The 17,761-nt window shown below is 46.2% G+C and carries 16 protein-coding genes and 1 other RNA gene; 7 read left to right on the forward strand and 10 right to left on the reverse strand.

Annotated features, from left to right (window positions below):
* Positions 1-25: 25 nt before the first annotated feature.
* From pheA to gyrA, 3 genes are read right to left on the reverse strand one after another with little or no spacing between them, the layout of a single operon-like run.
* The gene (gene pheA / locus ICE89_RS10650) at positions 26-1,105 is read right to left on the reverse strand and encodes a prephenate dehydratase (protein WP_216262503.1); all 1,080 of its coding nucleotides are present in this window, start codon (positions 1,103-1,105) and stop codon (positions 26-28) included.
* Positions 1,105-2,202: a 3-phosphoserine/phosphohydroxythreonine transaminase gene (gene serC, locus ICE89_RS10655; RefSeq protein ID WP_216265875.1), complete on the reverse strand. Its 1,098-nt coding sequence runs from the start codon at positions 2,200-2,202 to the stop codon at positions 1,105-1,107. The genes pheA and serC overlap by 1 nt, the downstream gene beginning before the upstream one ends.
* Before the next feature lie 26 nt (positions 2,203-2,228).
* The gene (gyrA, locus tag ICE89_RS10660; RefSeq protein WP_216265876.1) at positions 2,229-4,943 is read right to left on the reverse strand and encodes a DNA gyrase subunit A; all 2,715 of its coding nucleotides are present in this window, start codon (positions 4,941-4,943) and stop codon (positions 2,229-2,231) included.
* Positions 4,944-5,102: 159 nt separating this feature from the next.
* On the opposite strand from gyrA, the gene ompA reads away from it, so the two are divergent.
* The 4 genes from ompA (at position 5,103) to ssrA (ending at position 7,572) form a co-directional block, all read left to right on the forward strand.
* Complete coding sequence (ompA, locus tag ICE89_RS10665; protein WP_216265877.1) at positions 5,103-5,675, forward strand: outer membrane protein OmpA; 573 nt, start codon at positions 5,103-5,105, stop codon at positions 5,673-5,675.
* 96 nt (positions 5,676-5,771) lie between these two features.
* Positions 5,772-6,461, forward strand: coding sequence for a bifunctional 2-polyprenyl-6-hydroxyphenol methylase/3-demethylubiquinol 3-O-methyltransferase UbiG (gene ubiG, locus ICE89_RS10670; protein ID WP_216265878.1), 690 nt, complete (start codon positions 5,772-5,774; stop codon positions 6,459-6,461).
* A gap of 7 nt (positions 6,462-6,468) precedes the next feature.
* Positions 6,469-7,149 (forward strand): HAD-IA family hydrolase, encoded by a 681-nt coding sequence (locus tag ICE89_RS10675; RefSeq protein WP_216265879.1) that lies wholly within the window; start codon positions 6,469-6,471, stop codon positions 7,147-7,149.
* A 64-nt stretch (positions 7,150-7,213) separates the two neighbouring features.
* Positions 7,214-7,572, forward strand: a transfer-messenger RNA (tmRNA) gene (gene ssrA, locus ICE89_RS10680).
* A gap of 69 nt (positions 7,573-7,641) precedes the next feature.
* Here ssrA and ICE89_RS10685 read toward each other — a convergent pair.
* The 7 genes from ICE89_RS10685 to ICE89_RS10715 all read right to left on the reverse strand — a co-directional run bounded on the left by ICE89_RS10685 (position 7,642) and on the right by ICE89_RS10715 (position 14,363).
* A complete protein-coding gene (locus ICE89_RS10685) occupies positions 7,642-9,720 on the reverse strand; it encodes a TonB-dependent receptor domain-containing protein (RefSeq protein ID WP_216262509.1) in 2,079 nt (692 codons plus the stop codon).
* Positions 9,721-9,804: 84 nt separating this feature from the next.
* Positions 9,805-9,984, reverse strand: a complete 180-nt coding sequence (gene hemP / locus ICE89_RS11810) for a hemin uptake protein HemP (protein WP_216262510.1) — start codon at positions 9,982-9,984, stop codon at positions 9,805-9,807.
* A 1-nt stretch (position 9,985) separates the two neighbouring features.
* Entirely contained in the window at positions 9,986-10,372 is a 387-nt protein-coding gene (locus tag ICE89_RS10695) for an energy transducer TonB (protein ID WP_216262511.1), read from the reverse strand.
* A gap of 339 nt (positions 10,373-10,711) precedes the next feature.
* Positions 10,712-11,884, reverse strand: coding sequence for a methyltransferase (locus ICE89_RS10700; protein ID WP_216265880.1), 1,173 nt, complete (start codon positions 11,882-11,884; stop codon positions 10,712-10,714).
* Positions 11,885-12,739, reverse strand: coding sequence for a pirin family protein (locus ICE89_RS10705; RefSeq protein WP_216262513.1), 855 nt, complete (start codon positions 12,737-12,739; stop codon positions 11,885-11,887).
* A 41-nt stretch (positions 12,740-12,780) separates the two neighbouring features.
* Positions 12,781-13,332, reverse strand: coding sequence for a carboxymuconolactone decarboxylase family protein (locus ICE89_RS10710; protein ID WP_216262514.1), 552 nt, complete (start codon positions 13,330-13,332; stop codon positions 12,781-12,783).
* Positions 13,333-13,367: 35 nt separating this feature from the next.
* Positions 13,368-14,363, reverse strand: a complete 996-nt coding sequence (locus tag ICE89_RS10715) for a tripartite tricarboxylate transporter substrate binding protein (RefSeq protein WP_255558819.1) — start codon at positions 14,361-14,363, stop codon at positions 13,368-13,370.
* 107 nt (positions 14,364-14,470) lie between these two features.
* Between ICE89_RS10715 and ICE89_RS10720 the strand changes: the two genes are divergently transcribed.
* The 3 genes from ICE89_RS10720 (at position 14,471) to ICE89_RS10730 (ending at position 17,752) form a co-directional block, all read left to right on the forward strand.
* Entirely contained in the window at positions 14,471-15,247 is a 777-nt protein-coding gene (locus tag ICE89_RS10720; protein ID WP_216262516.1) for a sulfurtransferase, read from the forward strand.
* Positions 15,248-15,323: 76 nt separating this feature from the next.
* Positions 15,324-16,325, forward strand: coding sequence for a tripartite tricarboxylate transporter substrate binding protein (locus ICE89_RS10725; protein WP_255558820.1), 1,002 nt, complete (start codon positions 15,324-15,326; stop codon positions 16,323-16,325).
* 53 nt (positions 16,326-16,378) lie between these two features.
* Positions 16,379-17,752: an MmgE/PrpD family protein gene (locus ICE89_RS10730; protein ID WP_216265882.1), complete on the forward strand. Its 1,374-nt coding sequence runs from the start codon at positions 16,379-16,381 to the stop codon at positions 17,750-17,752.
* The last annotated feature ends 9 nt before the right edge of the window (positions 17,753-17,761 follow it).

Raw genomic sequence — 17,761 nt, forward strand, 5'->3', positions numbered from 1 at the left:
ACAGTTAGTTACAGTTAATCTTGGATTAAGTAGAGTGGGGATAAGAGCCAAGGTTCTTATAGAAAGCTGCAACCCCTTTTAACTCCTCAAGCGCCTTCACTACTTTCGCATCATCTGCATGACCAGCAATATCAATATAGAAGTGATATTCCCAAGTACCTTTACGTGCAGGACGAGATTCAAAGCGATTCATAGAGACGCCATGCTTTGCCAAAGGCGCCAATAAACGATGGACAGCACCAGGCTGGTTATCAACAGAGAGCACCAAAGAGGTCTGATCTTTACCGGTTGGCTGGCAGGCGTAGTTACCGACCACAACAAAACGGGTGCGATTATGCGGATCATCCTGAATCTGTGCAGCTACCGCTTGCAAACCATACGCCTCTTGCGCAGGATCGCCAGCAATTGCAGCCAGAGTTGGATCACTTGCCGCCATGCGAGCTGCTTCCGCATTACTGCTCACCGCTTGACGCTTTAATTGTGGAGCGTGCACGCTTAACCATTGCTGGCACTGAGCCAATGCTTGAGCATGAGCGCAAACAGTAGTTACGCCATCAAGCTTGCCACTCTTAGTCAATAAGTGATGACGAATTGGCAATACGACTTCGCCGCTAATACGCATAGAAGAGTCGAGCAATAAATCCAATGTGCGAGAAATCGCACCTTCACTAGAGTTCTCAACAGGCACTACGCCAAATTGTGCCGCGCCCTTCTCTACTGCTTTAAAAACCTCGTCCAAACTGGCGCAAGGCAATCCAGCGATGGAATGACCAAAATAGGTTTGTGCTGCTTGCTCAGAAAATGTTCCTACTGGGCCAAGGTAAGCAATGGTTTGGCGAGCCTCCAAAGCTCTACATGCAGACATCACTTCGCGCCAAATGGCAGCAATACCATCTGGAAGTAATGGGCCTTTATTAATCTCTTGAAGGCGCGCGACAACTTGGCGCTCACGCTCAGGACGAAAGACTGGTGATGCGAAGCCGCCTTTAACATGGCCTACTTCTTGGGCTGCTTGTGCACGCTGAGTAAGCAAATCCAAGATCTGCGCATCGAGCGCGTCAATTTTTTCCCGCAAGGGCGCTAAGCGCTGTTCTTCAGTACTCATTAAGCCCGCCTTTCAAAGTCGCGCATAAATTCAACTAAGGCTTTTACACCCTCAATAGGCATTGCGTTATAAATGCTGGCACGCATACCGCCTGCAGCTTTATGGCCACGCAAGGCAACCAAGCCAGCCGCGCTCGATTGCGCCAAAAACTCTGCATTCAGGTTCTCATCTTTTAAGAAGAAAGTCACGTTCATACGTGAGCGATATTCCTTGGTGACACGATTCTCATACAGGCTGCTTTGATCTAAGAAGTTATAAAGTAAATCCGCTTTTTCTTGATTACGCATTTCAATGGCTTTCACTCCACCTTGCTTAAGCAACCACTTAAAGCCTAGGCCAGCCATATAAATCGAAAATGTCGGCGGCGTATTGATCATCGACTGAGTTTTAGCTTGCACAGCCCAGTCCCAAATCGTGGGAGTAATGCCCATGCTATGTCCAATTAAGTCCTTACGCACAATCACAATCGTCACGCCAGAGGGGCCGATATTCTTTTGCGCACCACCAAACCAAACGGCGCACTTACTCACATCCATTTCCTTAGAAAGAATATTGCTAGAGATATCCGAAACTAGTGGAACATCACCAACATCCGGCACGTCTGGGAACTCAACACCACCAATCGTTTCATTGGCACAGTAGAGAACATAAGCAGCATCACCAGATAACTTCCAAGTTGATCTTGCCGGAATAGTATTGAATTTTTCTGCGGCTGAAGAGGCGGCTAGATTTGCAGTGCCATACTTCTGCGCTTCTTTATAGGATTTTTCTGACCATACGCCAGTAACGATGTAATCTGCCTTCGGTCCGTTCTTGGCCAAAGGCATCAGATTCATGGGGATGGCTGCATTTTGCCCAAGACCACCGCCTTGTAAGAGCAAAATTTCATAGTCATCAGGAATATTCATGAGGGTGCGCAAATCTTGCACCACCTCTTCATATACTTCCATAAAATCTTTGCTGCGATGACTGATTTCCATCACACTAGTACCGAGTCCACGCCAATTGAGCATTTCATCGGCAGCCTGCTTCAGTACCTCCTCAGGCAAAGTAGCAGGCCCCGCAGCGAAATTGAAAATGCGGCGGTCAAAAGTCATGATGTGGTCTAGTCTAAAGGTGACGCTTAAGCGTCACCTACCGTATCGTCATTAGAGTCGGTTGTTGGATCAGCAGATACATCACCTTCTTCTGCGCTATCAACATCAACTTCTTCATCCGAATCGCTCTCAGCAATACGCTGCAGACCTGATAAGCGCGTACCCTCATCAACATTGATCAAAGTAACGCCTTGAGTAGCGCGCCCCATTTCACGAATTTCAGAAACACGAGTACGTACCAAGATGCCGCCAGTAGTGATCAACATAATTTGATCTTCTGGAGATACCAATGCAGCCGCAACTACCTTACCGTTACGCTCTGAAGTCTGAATGGCAATCATGCCCTTCGTGCCGCGACCATGACGAGTGTATTCAGCGATTGGCGTACGCTTACCGTAACCATTCTCTGTAGCTGTCAATACGCTACTTGGAATTGCAATGCCGTCCGCATCAACCACAGCTGCTTCAGCACCTTCCGCAGCTTCTGCTGGAGCAACCAACATAGCGATCACTTGATGACCTTCGCCTAAGTTCATGCCGCGCACACCGCGTGCGGTACGACCCATTGGACGAACATCATACTCGTCAAAGCGCACGGCTTTACCAGCGTCAGAGAACAACATAACGTCGTGCTGACCATCGGTAATCGCTGCACCAACTAAAAAGTCGTTTTCATTCAAGTCCACAGCAATAATGCCGGCCTTGCGTGGGTTAGAGAAGTCAGACAAACGCGTCTTCTTCACAGTGCCCAAGCTAGTAGCCATAAAGACGTAATGATCATCCTGGTAGCCCTTGATCGGCAGAATCACGGTGATCTTCTCGCCTTCAATCAGCGGGAACATGTTGACGATTGGCTTGCCACGAGAAGTACGACTACCTTGCGGCACTTCCCAAACTTTGAGCCAATACATACGACCGCGATCGGAGAAGCACAAAATAATATCGTGAGTGTTGGCAACGAAGAGCGTGTCGATCCAATCTTCATTCTTAGTGGCTGCAGCCTGCTTGCCACGACCACCACGTTTTTGTGCGCGGTATTCACTCAGTGGCTGACTCTTCATGTAACCAGTATTTGAAAGAGTCACCACCATATCTTGCGGTGTAATTAAATCTTCTGTGAAGAGTTCTGTGGCATTCATTTCGATGAATGAGCGACGACCTGTATCACCACCAGCAATACCAAACTCCGCTTGAACTTCTTTCAACTCGGATTCGATCACTTGAGTTACACGCTCTGGCTTTGCCAACAAATCAAGTAAGTCAGAAATCTCTGACATCACTTCTTTGTATTCGTTAACAATCTTATCTTGCTCAAGACCAGTCAAGCGTTGCAAACGCATCTGCAAAATTTCTTGCGCTTGACTATCAGAGAGGCGATACAAGCCAGTAGTTTGCATGCCGTACTCAGGCAACAATCCCTCTGGGCGATAAGCGTTGCGGCCGCCTGGCGTATCTGTCTCAGCACGCGCTAACATCTCACGCACCATCGATGAATCCCAAGCTTTGCCCATCAATTCTTGCTTAGCAATCACTGGGTTCGCAGCAGCTTTAATAAGCGCAATGAACTCATCGATGTTTGCCAATGCAACAGCCAAACCTTCCAAGACATGGCCACGATCACGCGCTTTACGCAATTCAAAAATCGTACGACGTGTCACTACTTCACGACGATGCTGCAAGAAGTACTCAAGCATCTGCTTCAAGTTCAACAAACGTGGCTGGTTATCTACCAAGGCCACCATGTTCATACCGAAGTTATCTTGCAACTGAGTACTCTTATACAAATTATTGAGAACGACCTCGGGCACTTCGCCGCGCTTCAATTCAATCACAACGCGCATACCAGATTTATCTGATTCATCACGCAAATCAGAGATACCCTCAACTTTTTTCTCATTCACTAACTCAGCGATACGCTCGAGCAAGTTCTTTTTGTTTACTTGATATGGCAATTCATCAACGATAATGGCTTGACGCGCGCCCTTATCCAAATCTTCAAAGTGCGTCTTAGCGCGCATCACCACACGGCCGCGGCCAGTGCGATAACCCTCGCGGACGCCTTGAACGCCGTAAATAATGCCGGCGGTTGGGAAATCCGGGGCTGGAATGATCTCGATCAGCTCGTCTATCGTGCATTCTGGGTTGTGAAGTACATGTAAACAGGCTGTAACTACCTCATCCAAGTTATGGGGAGGGATGTTGGTCGCCATGCCTACAGCGATACCAGAACTACCATTTATCAACAAATTAGGCACTTTGGCAGGCAGAATCAGGGGTTCTTTCTCGCTACCGTCGTAATTTGGCCCAAAATCGACCGTTTCCTTGTCCAAATCGGCCAAAAGCTCATGAGCTATCTTGCGCAGGCGGATCTCGGTATATCGCATTGCAGCAGCGTTATCGCCGTCTACGGAGCCAAAGTTACCCTGCCCGTCAACCAGCATATAGCGCAGAGAGAAATCCTGGGCCATCCGAACGATCGTGTCATACACCGCAGAATCACCGTGCGGATGGTATTTACCGATTACATCGCCAACTATACGGGCAGATTTTTTGTAAGCTCGGTTCCAATCGTTGTTTAATTCATACATAGCGAATAAGACCCGGCGGTGAACCGGTTTGAGGCCGTCACGCACGTCTGGCAGGGCTCTGCCGACTATGACGCTCATTGCGTAGTCCAAATAGGACCGCCGCATTTCGTCTTCGAGGGATATTGGTAGTGTTTCTTTAGCGGCTTGTTCCATCTGGAAATAATATCATTTTGATGACAGGTAGGCCCTATGCTAAGATTCTGTCAGTTTGTACGAAATTGAGATGTGTCGCTTTGCAGTTTTTGCATCAAGGTAGGGCGAATTACATTTAAGTTTGACTTTAATTAAAAAAGAGATTTTTGAGGACTAAAAATGAACAAAACCCTAAGAGTGTTGCTCGCTTCTGTTATTACTGTTTCTGCTTCTGCAGCAATGGCTTCTGATAACTGGCAAAACGGCGATGGCGCCCTAAACTGGAAAAACGGCGACGGCACATTGTGCTGGCGCGATAACAACTGGACTCCTGCTACTGCAGCTAAAGGTTGTGACGGTGCGTTGACTGCTGCTGCTGCTGCTGCTGGCGTTAGCCAAAGCAAAATCACTTTGCAAGCTGACACACTGTATGACTTCAACAAGTCTGACTTGAAACCAGAAGGTAAAGCTACTTTGGACAAGATCGCTGCTGATTTGAGCAAGATCAAGTTAGAAGTAATCATTGCTGTTGGTAACACTGACAGCGTTGGTACAGATGCATACAACATGGCCCTCGGTCAGCGTCGTGCTCAGTCAGTTAAGACTTACCTGACAAGCAAAGGTGTTGACGGTAGCCGCATCTACACAGAATCAAAAGGCAAGAGCAATCCAGTTGCATCAAACGCAACTGCTGAAGGCCGCGCTAAGAACCGCCGTACTGACATCGAAGTTGTTGGTACAGCAGCTAAGTAATTCACTTTACTTGTAAAAAAGCCCGCTTCTAGCGGGCTTTTTTATTTCCGCTATATTCATAGACTTCTCCAATAGCCTCACAATTAGCCCATTTATATGAACGTCGACCAGTCAGAAATCGCCAAATTTAGCGCCCTAGCCCATCGTTGGTGGGATCCTAATAGTGAATTCAAGCCCTTACACGCCATCAACCCACTGCGCCTGAACTGGATTAAGTCATTTGTTAGCTTGGAAGGCAAGAAGGTGGTTGATATCGGTTGCGGTGGTGGCATCTTGGCAGAATCTATGTCCCAATCAGGCGCAGATACTACCGGCATTGATCTCTCTGAAAAAGCACTCAAGGTAGCTGAATTGCATGCTTTAGAGGTAGGCGCAAACCTTACTTATCGCTCCATCTCAGCAGAAGCGCTCGCTGATGAGCAACCTGAACATTATGACGTGGTGACCTGCATGGAGATGCTTGAACACGTGCCGGACCCCGCCTCGGTAGTGCGCGCTTGCGCCAAACTTTGTAAGCCTGGTGGCACTTTATTTTTTAGCACCCTCAACCGCAGTCCTAAGTCCTACTTATTTGCCATTATTGGTGCTGAATACATTCTGAAGTTACTTCCTAGAGGTACTCACGAATACGCAAAATTCATCAAACCTTCTGAGCTAGTTGCCTTTACACTTCATGCGGGTTTACAGATGCTGGGCATGAAAGGCCTTAGCTACAACCCACTCACTCAGGTCTATAGCTTGAATGATGACGTCGATGTGAATTACATGATTGCCGTCAGAAAGTAATGCAATAGTGAGTAATCTTTCTAGTCCTTATGCCGGCATCTTTTTTGATTTAGATGGCACGTTAGCTGATACCGCACCTGATTTAGTAGCGGCAACTAATCAATTACTTGTTGCACGCAATCTTGCGCCTAAGCCTTATGAATTTCTGCGCCCCTATGCATCGGCTGGTGCCCGCGGATTACTCGAAGGCGCATTTGGCATTAGCCCCGATCATGCGGATTTCATTTCATTGCGTGATGAATTTTTCAGTAATTATGAAAAAGCAATGCTGGTAGAAAGTAAATTATTCGATGACATGAGCCATCTACTCGATCAAATGGATCAAGCTAAGCTCCCCTGGGGCATCGTTACGAATAAAAGTGAGCGCTTTACTAACCCTCTTACCGAATTAATGGGTTTACGCCAAAGAGCCATTTCTACGGTCTCAGGCGATACAACAGCGTATTCAAAACCCCATCCTGAGCCGATCTTGCACGCCGCCAGAATAGCTAAAGTAGATCCTACAAAATCGCTTTATGTGGGCGATGACATTAGAGATGTTCTAGCAGGCAAAGCAGCGGGAATGAAGACTGTCGCAGCCGCTTATGGCTACTGTGGCTGTAAAGAGCCTCCAGAGGCTTGGGGGGCCGATTACATCGTCAATAAGCCTCTCGAGCTACTGCAAATCATCTTTCCCAGCAGGGGATAAACCAAAGATATTCAGCAATTTAAGGTCGACGGCCTTAAAATAAGGTTTCCAATGCATGAACTCCGGGGTCGACATGGTTTCGACGTGGATTACAAAGCATCAAGGGCATACCGAGGACCCGTTATCTCGTAAATCAATGGGAATGTTTTAACTGCAAACGACGAACGTTTCGCACTAGCCGCTTAATTGCGGTTGCCCCTGAACTGATTCTCTCTTGGGTCAGCTAGCGAAAGCTAGATCAGGGTCATTTACAAGAGATAAGATCATTTCATGTCACGGGGAATGATTCGAAAACTTAGTGAATCGTCAGCGTGGAACGTGTCAATCTGTGCCTAGCTGGCTAAATTAAATGATATGACTAAGTATGTAGAACTTGTTGTGGAGGATTTGCGGACGCGGGTTCGATTCCCGCCGACTCCACCATTTTGAAGTAACAGTCAAACGCCACCCAGATGGGTGGCGTTTTTTTGTCTCAAGAATCCATCATTCTTATTAATTGAATTGATAGCTCATTCCGGCTTGGAAATTGAGAGGCGCTCCAGCAAAAATCCCATCAGGACTCCGGCTGGATATATATCTCTTATTAAATACATTATTAATCACTCCAAATACTTTCCAATCTTTGTTGATGGCGTAGTTAGCACTCCAATTGACTGTTGTAAAAGCAGGAACCTCGCCTAAAGTTCCAATGGCATTTTGCGCAACCGTATTTGCCGAATCCGCATACTGAGTAGAAACATAATTCAGATTGACTAAAGTATTGAAGCCATTCTTTTCGTAGCTAACACCCAAATTTGAAGTTAATTTAGGCGTGTACGGAATGCGATTACCATCTCGCCCCAAAGAACTCGTGCCAACAAACTTAGCCACCGGGATGTACGTAGCATTACCGTTAATGCCCCACCCTCCTCCTAGCGCATAAGCCAAGGACATCTCAGCCCCTTGATGCAAACTTTTACCTCCATTGGCTTTAGAAATTCCGGCAGCTAAGCTCTGATTCACAATTTGATTACTGAAGTTCATGCTAAAAATAGCTGAATCATAAGTAAAAGCACCCGAGCGACCACGCAGCCCGAGCTCCGCATTAGTTGAGCGTTCTGGGGCTAACTGCTGATCAACTCCTTTGTCATCAATTGCGGTGGCTAACTGTGCTGGCGCAAAACCTTTATAAACACTACCGTACGCCTGCACTTGGGGAACAAGCTGCCAGGTAGCACCAATTTGCGGAATAGTTTCTACATTCTTGGCGCTACCGGCTTTACCAGAGGCAGCATTTGAACGGGTCTGGTTATAACTTTCCACTCGTACCCCAGGAATAAGTGCAAAGTCTTTACTCAGCAAGAAACGGTTTTGTGCATAGACCGCCACTGAATTAGCCTTGTTATCTTCCTGCGAAGTGAGTCGACCAGAATAGGCTAAAGTTTTGGAGCTCACTAATTGATTGATTTGAGATTCGGTATGCATGCGCAATCCAAACTCTGCTTCATTAGAAATCCCTAGAGCCTTATAGGCATGACTTACCCGAGAATCGATGCCCAACATTTGAAATTCTCGATTTCGCCCAATCAGACAATCAGTACCTATGTTGCAGGCTCTCAAGACTGTCGATTCCTGTGTGCGTTTAACAATACTTTGCCGCCAATAATCCCTAGATAACCTACTCCAATACATCAAGGTATTGATTTTGGTCTCTGGGCTGATTTCAATAGCATGGTTGAGATCTACTGCATTTCTTTGGGTAATAAAGCGGTCATTTGGCGCTGGATTATTTCTTGAGTGAGTGCTGTACTGATTTGGACGCAGACCTACATAAGAGGTATTGATATTGTTATCGTAATGGGTGTATTTCAGACTTAACCACTGATTCTGTGCAATCTCCATTCCCCCTTTCACCAAGATGTCGTACATCTTGAAACCATTGTCCTGGTATCCATTGGACTCAGATTGAATCAGGTTTATTCCTCCAATGGCGCCATTCGATGACGATTTTCCCCCTGCCTCAAGCTCTGCTAAGCGATATCCGTAGTTACCCACTTTACCGGTTAACTTCAATCCTGGAGCAGGTGTTTTGCTAAGGTAATTCACTACGCCACCAATATTGGATGGGCCATATTTCAGGCCCGATGCGCCCTTTAAAACCTCAATTCCACCGATTTGCTCAACAGGCGGGCTGTAATAGGAAGCATTGGAAATAAAGAGACTTGGTTGAATGGGGGCACCATCCTCCAGAAGAAGAACCTTGGAGCTGCGACTCGGATTTAACCCCCGAATACCAATATTTGGAATAGACCCCAGGCCACCCTCATCTCCGCGGACATTAACACCAGGAACCGTCTTTAATACATCTTGTAGGGACTGAGGTTGCAACTCCTCCATCCTCTGTTGATTAATGACATCAACCGTACCAGGAATTTTATACAGCGCATTTTCCTCTCGCCCAACAATATCAATCCTAGGTAACTCAATATCTTGAGCATTTGCCCAAACCGAAAAAGATCCTCCATATAGCAATACAAAAGATGAAAGCCAGACTAACTGATTTCGAGGACGAAAAACTTCTTGATGCTTCATATACCATCTCCAGTGATAAAAACAAAAAATCGCTGGCTATATGCATATGAAAATGCTCTTGCTGGCTAGTAAGTTAATTCATATTTACTTCGTCAAAATGAGTTTCCCTAATTTAGTGATGCGCAATTGATATGAATGCCCATCATGCAAAATGAAGATCTGCTTTGTGCGGCCCAATAAGGTTTCGCTTGGAATGCATCTAGGCAAAAGTTGATTTGATCGAATACATTTTGAATCAAGATCTAAGGTATTTTTCTCGCTCAAGTTAGCCTTCCAAAGTAAATTGAATGGGTGTTTGAAAGCATTGCAAAGAAACCTGGGCAGGAGCTATTGAAATGGGTTCAAATCTCCACTGAGCCAAAGCCTTGATGGCAGAGCGATCCAAACCCTGAAAGCCTGAGCTTTGGGTGATACCAACTTCTTGCACAAGGCCTTGCTCACTTACACATAATCTTGCAATAACCAAACCCTGTTCCTTAAGTTGTCTGCTGGCTAAGGGGTAATGGGGTTTAGGGCTGTATATAACCTGTCTAGCTGTACCTAATGCGTGACGCCCAACTCCCTTGCTATCACTATGCGCATGGGATTCATTTACAGCACTGGAACTATCGCGCTCATTGCTGGAAGGTGTCTTGATTTGGGGTGCAAACAAGGATTTTTTCTGTTGAGATGACAATGTACTTTTACCTACTAGATTTACCATCAGAAAATCTGGAGCGGATGATGTGGACCCCGCAAATGATCCCGATAAAAGTATCAATAGTGCTAATAAATGAGAGAAAGTTACCCCTGATATTAGCAATACATTTCTAGACAATGCACCAGAAAGCAAATGACACCCTTAAAAAATAAATGAGAAAAACTATATTCAACTTACCAAAAAAATGTGTAGTAAGTTAACTACTGCTCTCAATGATTTTAAAGATGATGTAGTGGTTTAACAACCATGATCCCAATGGGGACGGGGCTTGTAGGGCTATTTAATGTGGTACTACTTTTGGGTTAATCGCCACAGTGAAGTGACTTCTTTAGATCTCGCTGCATGCAATGCATCCTCTTTATCAAATGCCTTGTTGTGCGTTGGCTTCGTATCTAAACGCGCAATCACTTTCAAGCCGGCCTTCTCAATCCAATTCAGAAGCTCTTCTCTTGTTCTCAAGCCTACGTGCTCTGCTAAGTCAGAAAGAATGAGCCAACCCTCACCATTTGGCAACAGATGATCTTTTAAACCGCTCAAGAAACCTTTCAGCATCTGACTCTCAGGGTCATACACCGCATGCTCTAGCAGGGAGCTTGGTCTTGCTGGTAGCCATGGTGGATTACAAACAATGAGTGCTGCTTTGCCATCTGGAAAAAGATTGGCTTTCTGAATTTCAATTTGTGAATTCAAGCCCAAGTGGTCAATATTTTCTTTCGCACAAGCAATTGCTCGATCACTTAGATCGGTCGCAATAATCTTCTGAATATCTCGCAGAGCCATAATCACTGCCAACACTCCGGTACCCGTCCCAATATCAAAAGCTATAGAGCCATCTTTTATTGCTTGAGGTATAGGGGCTTTCAGCACCAAGCTAATATATTCACTGCGCACTGGAGAGAAAACACCATAGTGTGGATGAATGCGAACCTCTTCATCATCTCTTGTCAGAACTTGAATACCTGTCTTGCGCCACTCATGAGCGCTAATAACGCCAAGCAACTCACGTAAAGAAATTACATAAGCATTTTCTTGTGCTCCATAAGCCTCAAGGCAGGCCTGAGCAACATCCGGCGCACGCCTTAAAGAGATACTATGGTCGGCGTTGACCTGTATCAAAATCATTCCCAGAATACGTGCGCGTTGGGATTGGGCAAGGCGATGCAGGTTGAATGCATCCAAGGAACTTTTGGTTTTCTCTTTGGTAACTCTGTCAGCTCTAGTGGATTTCTTGGAGGGCTTATCTACCCTTCTGACCAAAGCCTGCAAGAGTTGCCGCGCATTCTGAAAGTCGCCCCTGTAAAGCATCGCAGTGCCTTCACAAGCTAAGCGATAAGCAATATCAGCAGTCAGCGTGTCATCCGCAATCTGAATCTTTTTATGCGGCACAATCCCATTTTCAGAATGCCAATGAGCGGAACAGATTTGTCCGCCCTCTTCCCATTGAAGGGTTGCTGATTGTGTCACTTAGGAAACCACAAAGCGATTGTTTTGATAATCATCGATGGTTTGTTCAATTTCAGCGCGAGTATTCATTACAAATGGGCCGTACTGAACGATAGGCTCATGTAGTGGTAATGCTGCTAGCACGATGAACTGTGCCCCTAGCTCTCCAGACCTCACCTTTAAGCGATCACCATCCCCAAGAACGATAGCTGCCTGCTTTGGGGCGGGCATCATTGGCCCACCTATTTCTAGGGCGCCCTCGTAAACATAAACGAAAGCATTTAGCTCTTTTGGAATACGGTGTTCGAACTCACCATTAGTTGGTAAATGCACATCTAGAAATAATGGCGCAGTGGTGATCCCTTGAATTGGGCCTTGAACTGCTTTGCCACCATCATCGTATGTGCCCGCAATGACCTTGACTGAGCCCCCATTTACCAAAGCAGTCTTGGGTATATCTTCAACCTGGATATCCTTATAGCCAGCCGCTTTCATTTTTTCTTTAGCCGGCAAGTTAATCCACAACTGAAAGCCGCGCATAGCACCACTCACTTGCTGTGGCATCTCAGAATGAATAATGCCGCGCCCTGCCGTCATCCATTGCACCCCACCAGTCTTCAGGTGGCCTTGATTGCCTAAATGATCCTCATGCAGCATATGGCCTTCTAGCATGTAGGTCACCGTCTCAAAACCTCGATGAGGGTGGGCTGGAAAGCCCGCTACATAATCATTTGGATCATTAGAGGAAAACTCATCAAGCATCAAGAAGGGATCTAACCTGACTTGATTTTGACCGCCCAGACTACGGCGCAATTTCACACCTGCACCATCAGAGGTGGCAATGCCAGGAATAATAGTTTGGATGTTGCGGATCATATTGATGAATGTTTTGACTTGGCTTTGGCTAAGTTTTAACTTTAAGCTGGAGGATGATCCTCAGGATTGACATCTAGCGCTATCAAGAATCGAGACACCATGTTGTAAGCGGCAATTACCGTGACTAATTCCACGGTATCCGTGCTTCCCAAAGCCTTTTGCAAGCGCTTCATTAATTCAGGATCCACTTTGATGTTGCGCGTCATCTGAAAAGTCAAATCGGCGGCGTCATTTTCTACTGAAGAGTAAAGATCTTTTGGAAAATTCGGCTGTCCAATGAGTCGCAAACCTTGAACCTGCTCCTCCGTGCCGCCCGCTTTCTTGAAAGGTGGCGCATGATGAAAGAACTCATACTCAGCACCGTTCAACACGGCTACTCCACACATGGCCAATTCACGTAACTTTGGATCCAAAGAGAGGTTATTACGAATCTCGCCGATAAAGTGATTCCAGCCCTCTGCAATAGGAACGCTATGCAAGAGCATGCGGTCCAAATTAATAAATTGACCACCACGTCTTGTGCGAATAGCAGCGACCAACTCTGCTGGCTCTGCCAAATCCATTGGCTGATACGGAATTAAACGTTCTGACATGCTTACCTTTTATCAATACTGCTTATCAACAACTCTTACTGAGCAGTTTCTTTAATATTGTTTTCAATCACAAACTTACCCCAGATACCCATTTGCTTGCCGATAAAGTCTTGTGCAGCAACTGGGGTGCCACCAACAATTTGAATGCCTTGCATTTTGAACTTCTCAGCGACAGCAGGCGTCTTCAAGGCTTTATTTAATGCCTTATTCATTGCATCGATCACTGCCGGAGAGGTCTTACCGGGGGCCAATACCGCCCACCAAGCTGGCGCACTAAAGCCTGGGAAGCCGCTCTCAGAAATTGTCGGCACATTAGGCAAGGATGGTGAACGCTTGGCAGTTGTAATCACTAGCGGAATAACTCCACCGTTATCGATATGAGGCTTCACCAAAAATTCCGAGCCTACCGCCAACTCCACTTGACCGCCCAAAGCATCTTGCATTAAAGGACCGCCACCACGATAAGGGATGTGGTTCCAATCAAAGCCCGCTTGTTTTGCCAGACGCGCCATTGCTAAGTGACCCAAGCTACCAATTCCAATGGAGCCGTAACTAAATTGCTTGCCTGTCTTGGAAAGATCCACTAATTGCTTAAAACTGGTGATACCAGATTTTTTGCTCGCAACTAACACCATCGGCGATGTGCCAACCAAAATCACGGGGGCAATATCTTTAATCGTGTCATAGGGAAGTTTTTCTTTTAGACTAGGGTTCACACCATGGGTATCAAATACCACCGCAAAGGTGTAGCCATCCGGATCGGACCGAGTCATTGCAGAGGTGCCAATTACACCGGAGGCACCACCAACGTTTTCCACAATCACGTTTTGCTTGAGTTCTGCTTGCAAAGCAGGTGCCAATACACGAGCAACCTGGTCAACCGAACCACCCGGCGGAAAGACCGCAATTAAACGAATTGGCTTTTGAGTTGGCCATGTGCCAACACCCGCATTTTGCGCCAGAGCAACACCGCTAACTCCTAAGGCCATCAAAATGGCTAATAGGCTGTTTTTAAGGGCTTTTTTAGTCATTTTCACTAAATCCTGCATGGACTTTGTCTCCTCTAGATAAGACCTCAAGATTAACACCCCCTCAGCCTATTTGCTCGATAATGCTGCTGTAGCCCAGTGAGAGAAAAATGAAGTCGATTCTAAATATTGCAGCCTATTTATTTGTCAGCCTAGATGGCTTGCCAGAGCTGCGCGCCAAAATGCTGGATGAATGTACCGCCCGCCAGTTGAAGGGAACCATCTTGTTGACTGGTGAAGGCATCAATATGTTCCTGGCCGGCAAAACAGATGAGCTACGTGGATTTATGAATTGGCTCCGTACTGACCCCCGTTTTGCCCCACTTCAAGCAAAAGAAAGTTGGTCCGAGGATCAGCCCTTCAAGAAGATGTTGATCAAACTCAAAAATGAAATTATTCGCATGAATCATCCAGCGATTCGTCCTGAGGAAGGACGCGCTAATTTCATTAGCCCAAAAAAATTGCAAGAGTGGTTAGATCGCGGCACTGACGATCTAGGTCGCCCTGTAGTGATGGTTGATACACGCAATGCCTTTGAAGTCGACTACGGCACTTTTGAGAATGCATTGCATTTCAATATTGAAAAGTTCACCGAGTTTCCAGCAGCAATTTCTGCACATAAAGATGATTTAGCCGATAAGACGCTGGTCAGCTTTTGTACGGGCGGTATTCGCTGTGAAAAATCTGGCTTGTATATGCGGGAGATTGGCATGGAGCATAGCTACCAGCTAGAAGGCGGTATTTTGAAATATTTCGAAGAGGTGGGTTCCGCACATTACCAAGGCAGTTGCTTTGTCTTTGATGAGCGTGAGGCATTGGAGCCAAACCTAGACTCCATCCCCGTAGAACACTCCATTCGAAAGAAACTCAAAGCCAGCCAAGCCTGAGCAGGGCTAACGCTATCAATAGTAAAATGACTTGGCTGTACAAAACTAACTTACAACAACAATTCGGACTCGAGACATGTCTAATACGATCAATCGGCAAAAGCCGATTTTTTTGTCATCCCTTATCTTTGCTTTTTTGGGATTGGCATTCCATTTCAATGCGCAAGCACAAGGTGCAGCAACCTATCCAACCAAACCTATCAAACTGATTGCACCAGTAGCTGCTGGTGGCGGATTAGATAATATTGCACGAGCTGTTGCGGAAAAACTTTCTCGATCTATTGGTCAAACAGTGGTTGTAGAAAACATGGGTGGTGGTGGCGGATCAATTGCCTCACAAGCAACCGCTAAAGCACCAGCTGATGGCTACACACTCATGATTGCTTATGTAGGAACACACGGCACTAACCCTGCTGTCCGCAAACTACCTTACGACGCCATTAAAGATTTCACACCGATTGGCATGATTGGTGCAACACCTAACGTACTCATTATCAATCCTGACCTACCGATCAAGAATTTCAAAGAGTTTGTAGATTACGCCAAAAAGAATCCTGCCAAATTAAGTTATGGATCTGCTGGTCCAGGCACTCTGACACATCTTGGCATGGAGCAACTAAAGCTAGCAGCTGGAATATTTATGGTGCATGTGCCTTATCGTGGCGTAGGTCCTGCCTACACTGATTTATTGGCAAGCCAGACTCAAGCGATGTTCCCTACTCTATTTGCAGCGTTGCCATACATCAATACGAATAGGGTTCGTGGGCTTGCTGTTACTGGATCTAAACGTAGCCCAGTAGCACCCAATATTCCCACCTTCAAAGAGCTTGGATATAACGGCTTTGATGGCCAGCAGTGGTATGGCTTGGTAGGCCCCGCAAATCTTCCACCTGCGATTGTTGCCAAGCTCAATGCCGAATTAAACAAAGTTCTCGCGCTACCAGACTTCTCAGAAAAAATGACAAGTGAGGCTTTGACATTGATGCCGATGACGCCTCCTCAATTTACTAATTACATCAAAGAAGATATTGCACGCTGGGCTAAGGTTGCCAAAGACCGCAATATTGAAATCGATTAATTTTCAATACCCACTTATTTAAAAATACTCACACTTATTCATAGGAAATTTATATGTCTCACGCTATTGCTGCAGCAGCTGATCTCAATGCACCACCAGTCACCAAAATTTTGGCGGAGTTTGTTAATACTCACCCAAGCCAAGGATGGACTCCAGAGGTTGAACACGAAGGGCATCGTACATTCTTAAACTGGCTTGGTTGTGCGATCGGTGCAGCCAATCATGAGAGCATTGAATCCTCATTAGCTGCTATTCGTGAATTTCAACCAGCGCCACAAGCCAGCATCCTCGGTCGCAAAGACAAAGTAGATATGGGCGGAGCAGCATTGATTAACGGCATCAGCTCACATACTTTTGACTTTGACGATACTCACCTCAAAACCGTGATTCATCCAGCTGGCCCAGTGGCTTCTGCAATCCTAGCCTTAGGCGAACACATTGGCGCCAATGGTCGCCAAATGATTGACTCTCTTGTTCTGGGCATTGATGTTGCCTGTCGAGTCGGTAATGCAATGTATCCAGATCACTACCATCGTGGCTGGCATATCACCGGCTCCACAGGGATGTTGGGTTCTGCTGCTGCATGTTCACGCTTAATGGGTCTTGATCTGCAAAAAACAATTATGGCTCTGGGTATTGCTGCCTCACAACCGGTTGGTATGCGCGAGCAATTTGGCACGATGACCAAACCTTTTCATCCGGGTGGCGCTGCACGTGCAGGTCAACTTTCTGCGTTGTTGGCAAAACATGGTTTTACTGCAAGCTCTAAAGCGCTTGAAGCGGGTCGTGGCTATATGCAAACCGTTTCTACTAAGTGTGACTGGTCAGAAATTGATCGCGCACTCGGAAAATCTTTTGAGATTTCCTTAAATACTTACAAACCTTTTGCTTGCGGAATTGTGATTCACCCAGCTATTGATGCTTGCGCCCAATTGCGTGCCCAAGGTGTTAAAGCAGAAGACGTTGAACGCATTGAGCTGCGCGTTCACCCACTGGTACTCGAATTAACTGGCAAGAAAACACCTAAAGATGGACTAGAAGGCAAGTTCAGCGTGTATCACGGCTGCGCTGTAGGCTTGATGTTTGGTCAAGCAGGTGAAGGTGAATATGCGGATGACATCGTTAACCGTCCTGACGTTGTAGCTTTGCGCGCTAAAGTGAACGCGACTACCGATACCTCTATTAGCGAGGCATCCGTTGACGTTAAAGCCTTCCTTAAGGATGGCAAAGAAGTGCATATCTTTGTAAAGAATGCAATTGGCTCTGTAGAAAACCCAATGAGCGACGCTAACTTGGAGCAAAAATTTACAAGCCTGGCTGAGCCGGTAATTGGCAAAGAGAAAACCCTCCAACTGATTTCTGCACTCTGGAAATTAGGACAAGCGCCAGACCTTAAGCAAATCTTAAGCCTTTGCACTCCAGACTAATTTCACCTG

Origin of the sequence: Polynucleobacter sp. AP-Kaivos-20-H2, from assembly GCF_018882215.1 — a bacterium.
Taxonomy (GTDB): domain Bacteria; phylum Pseudomonadota; class Gammaproteobacteria; order Burkholderiales; family Burkholderiaceae; genus Polynucleobacter.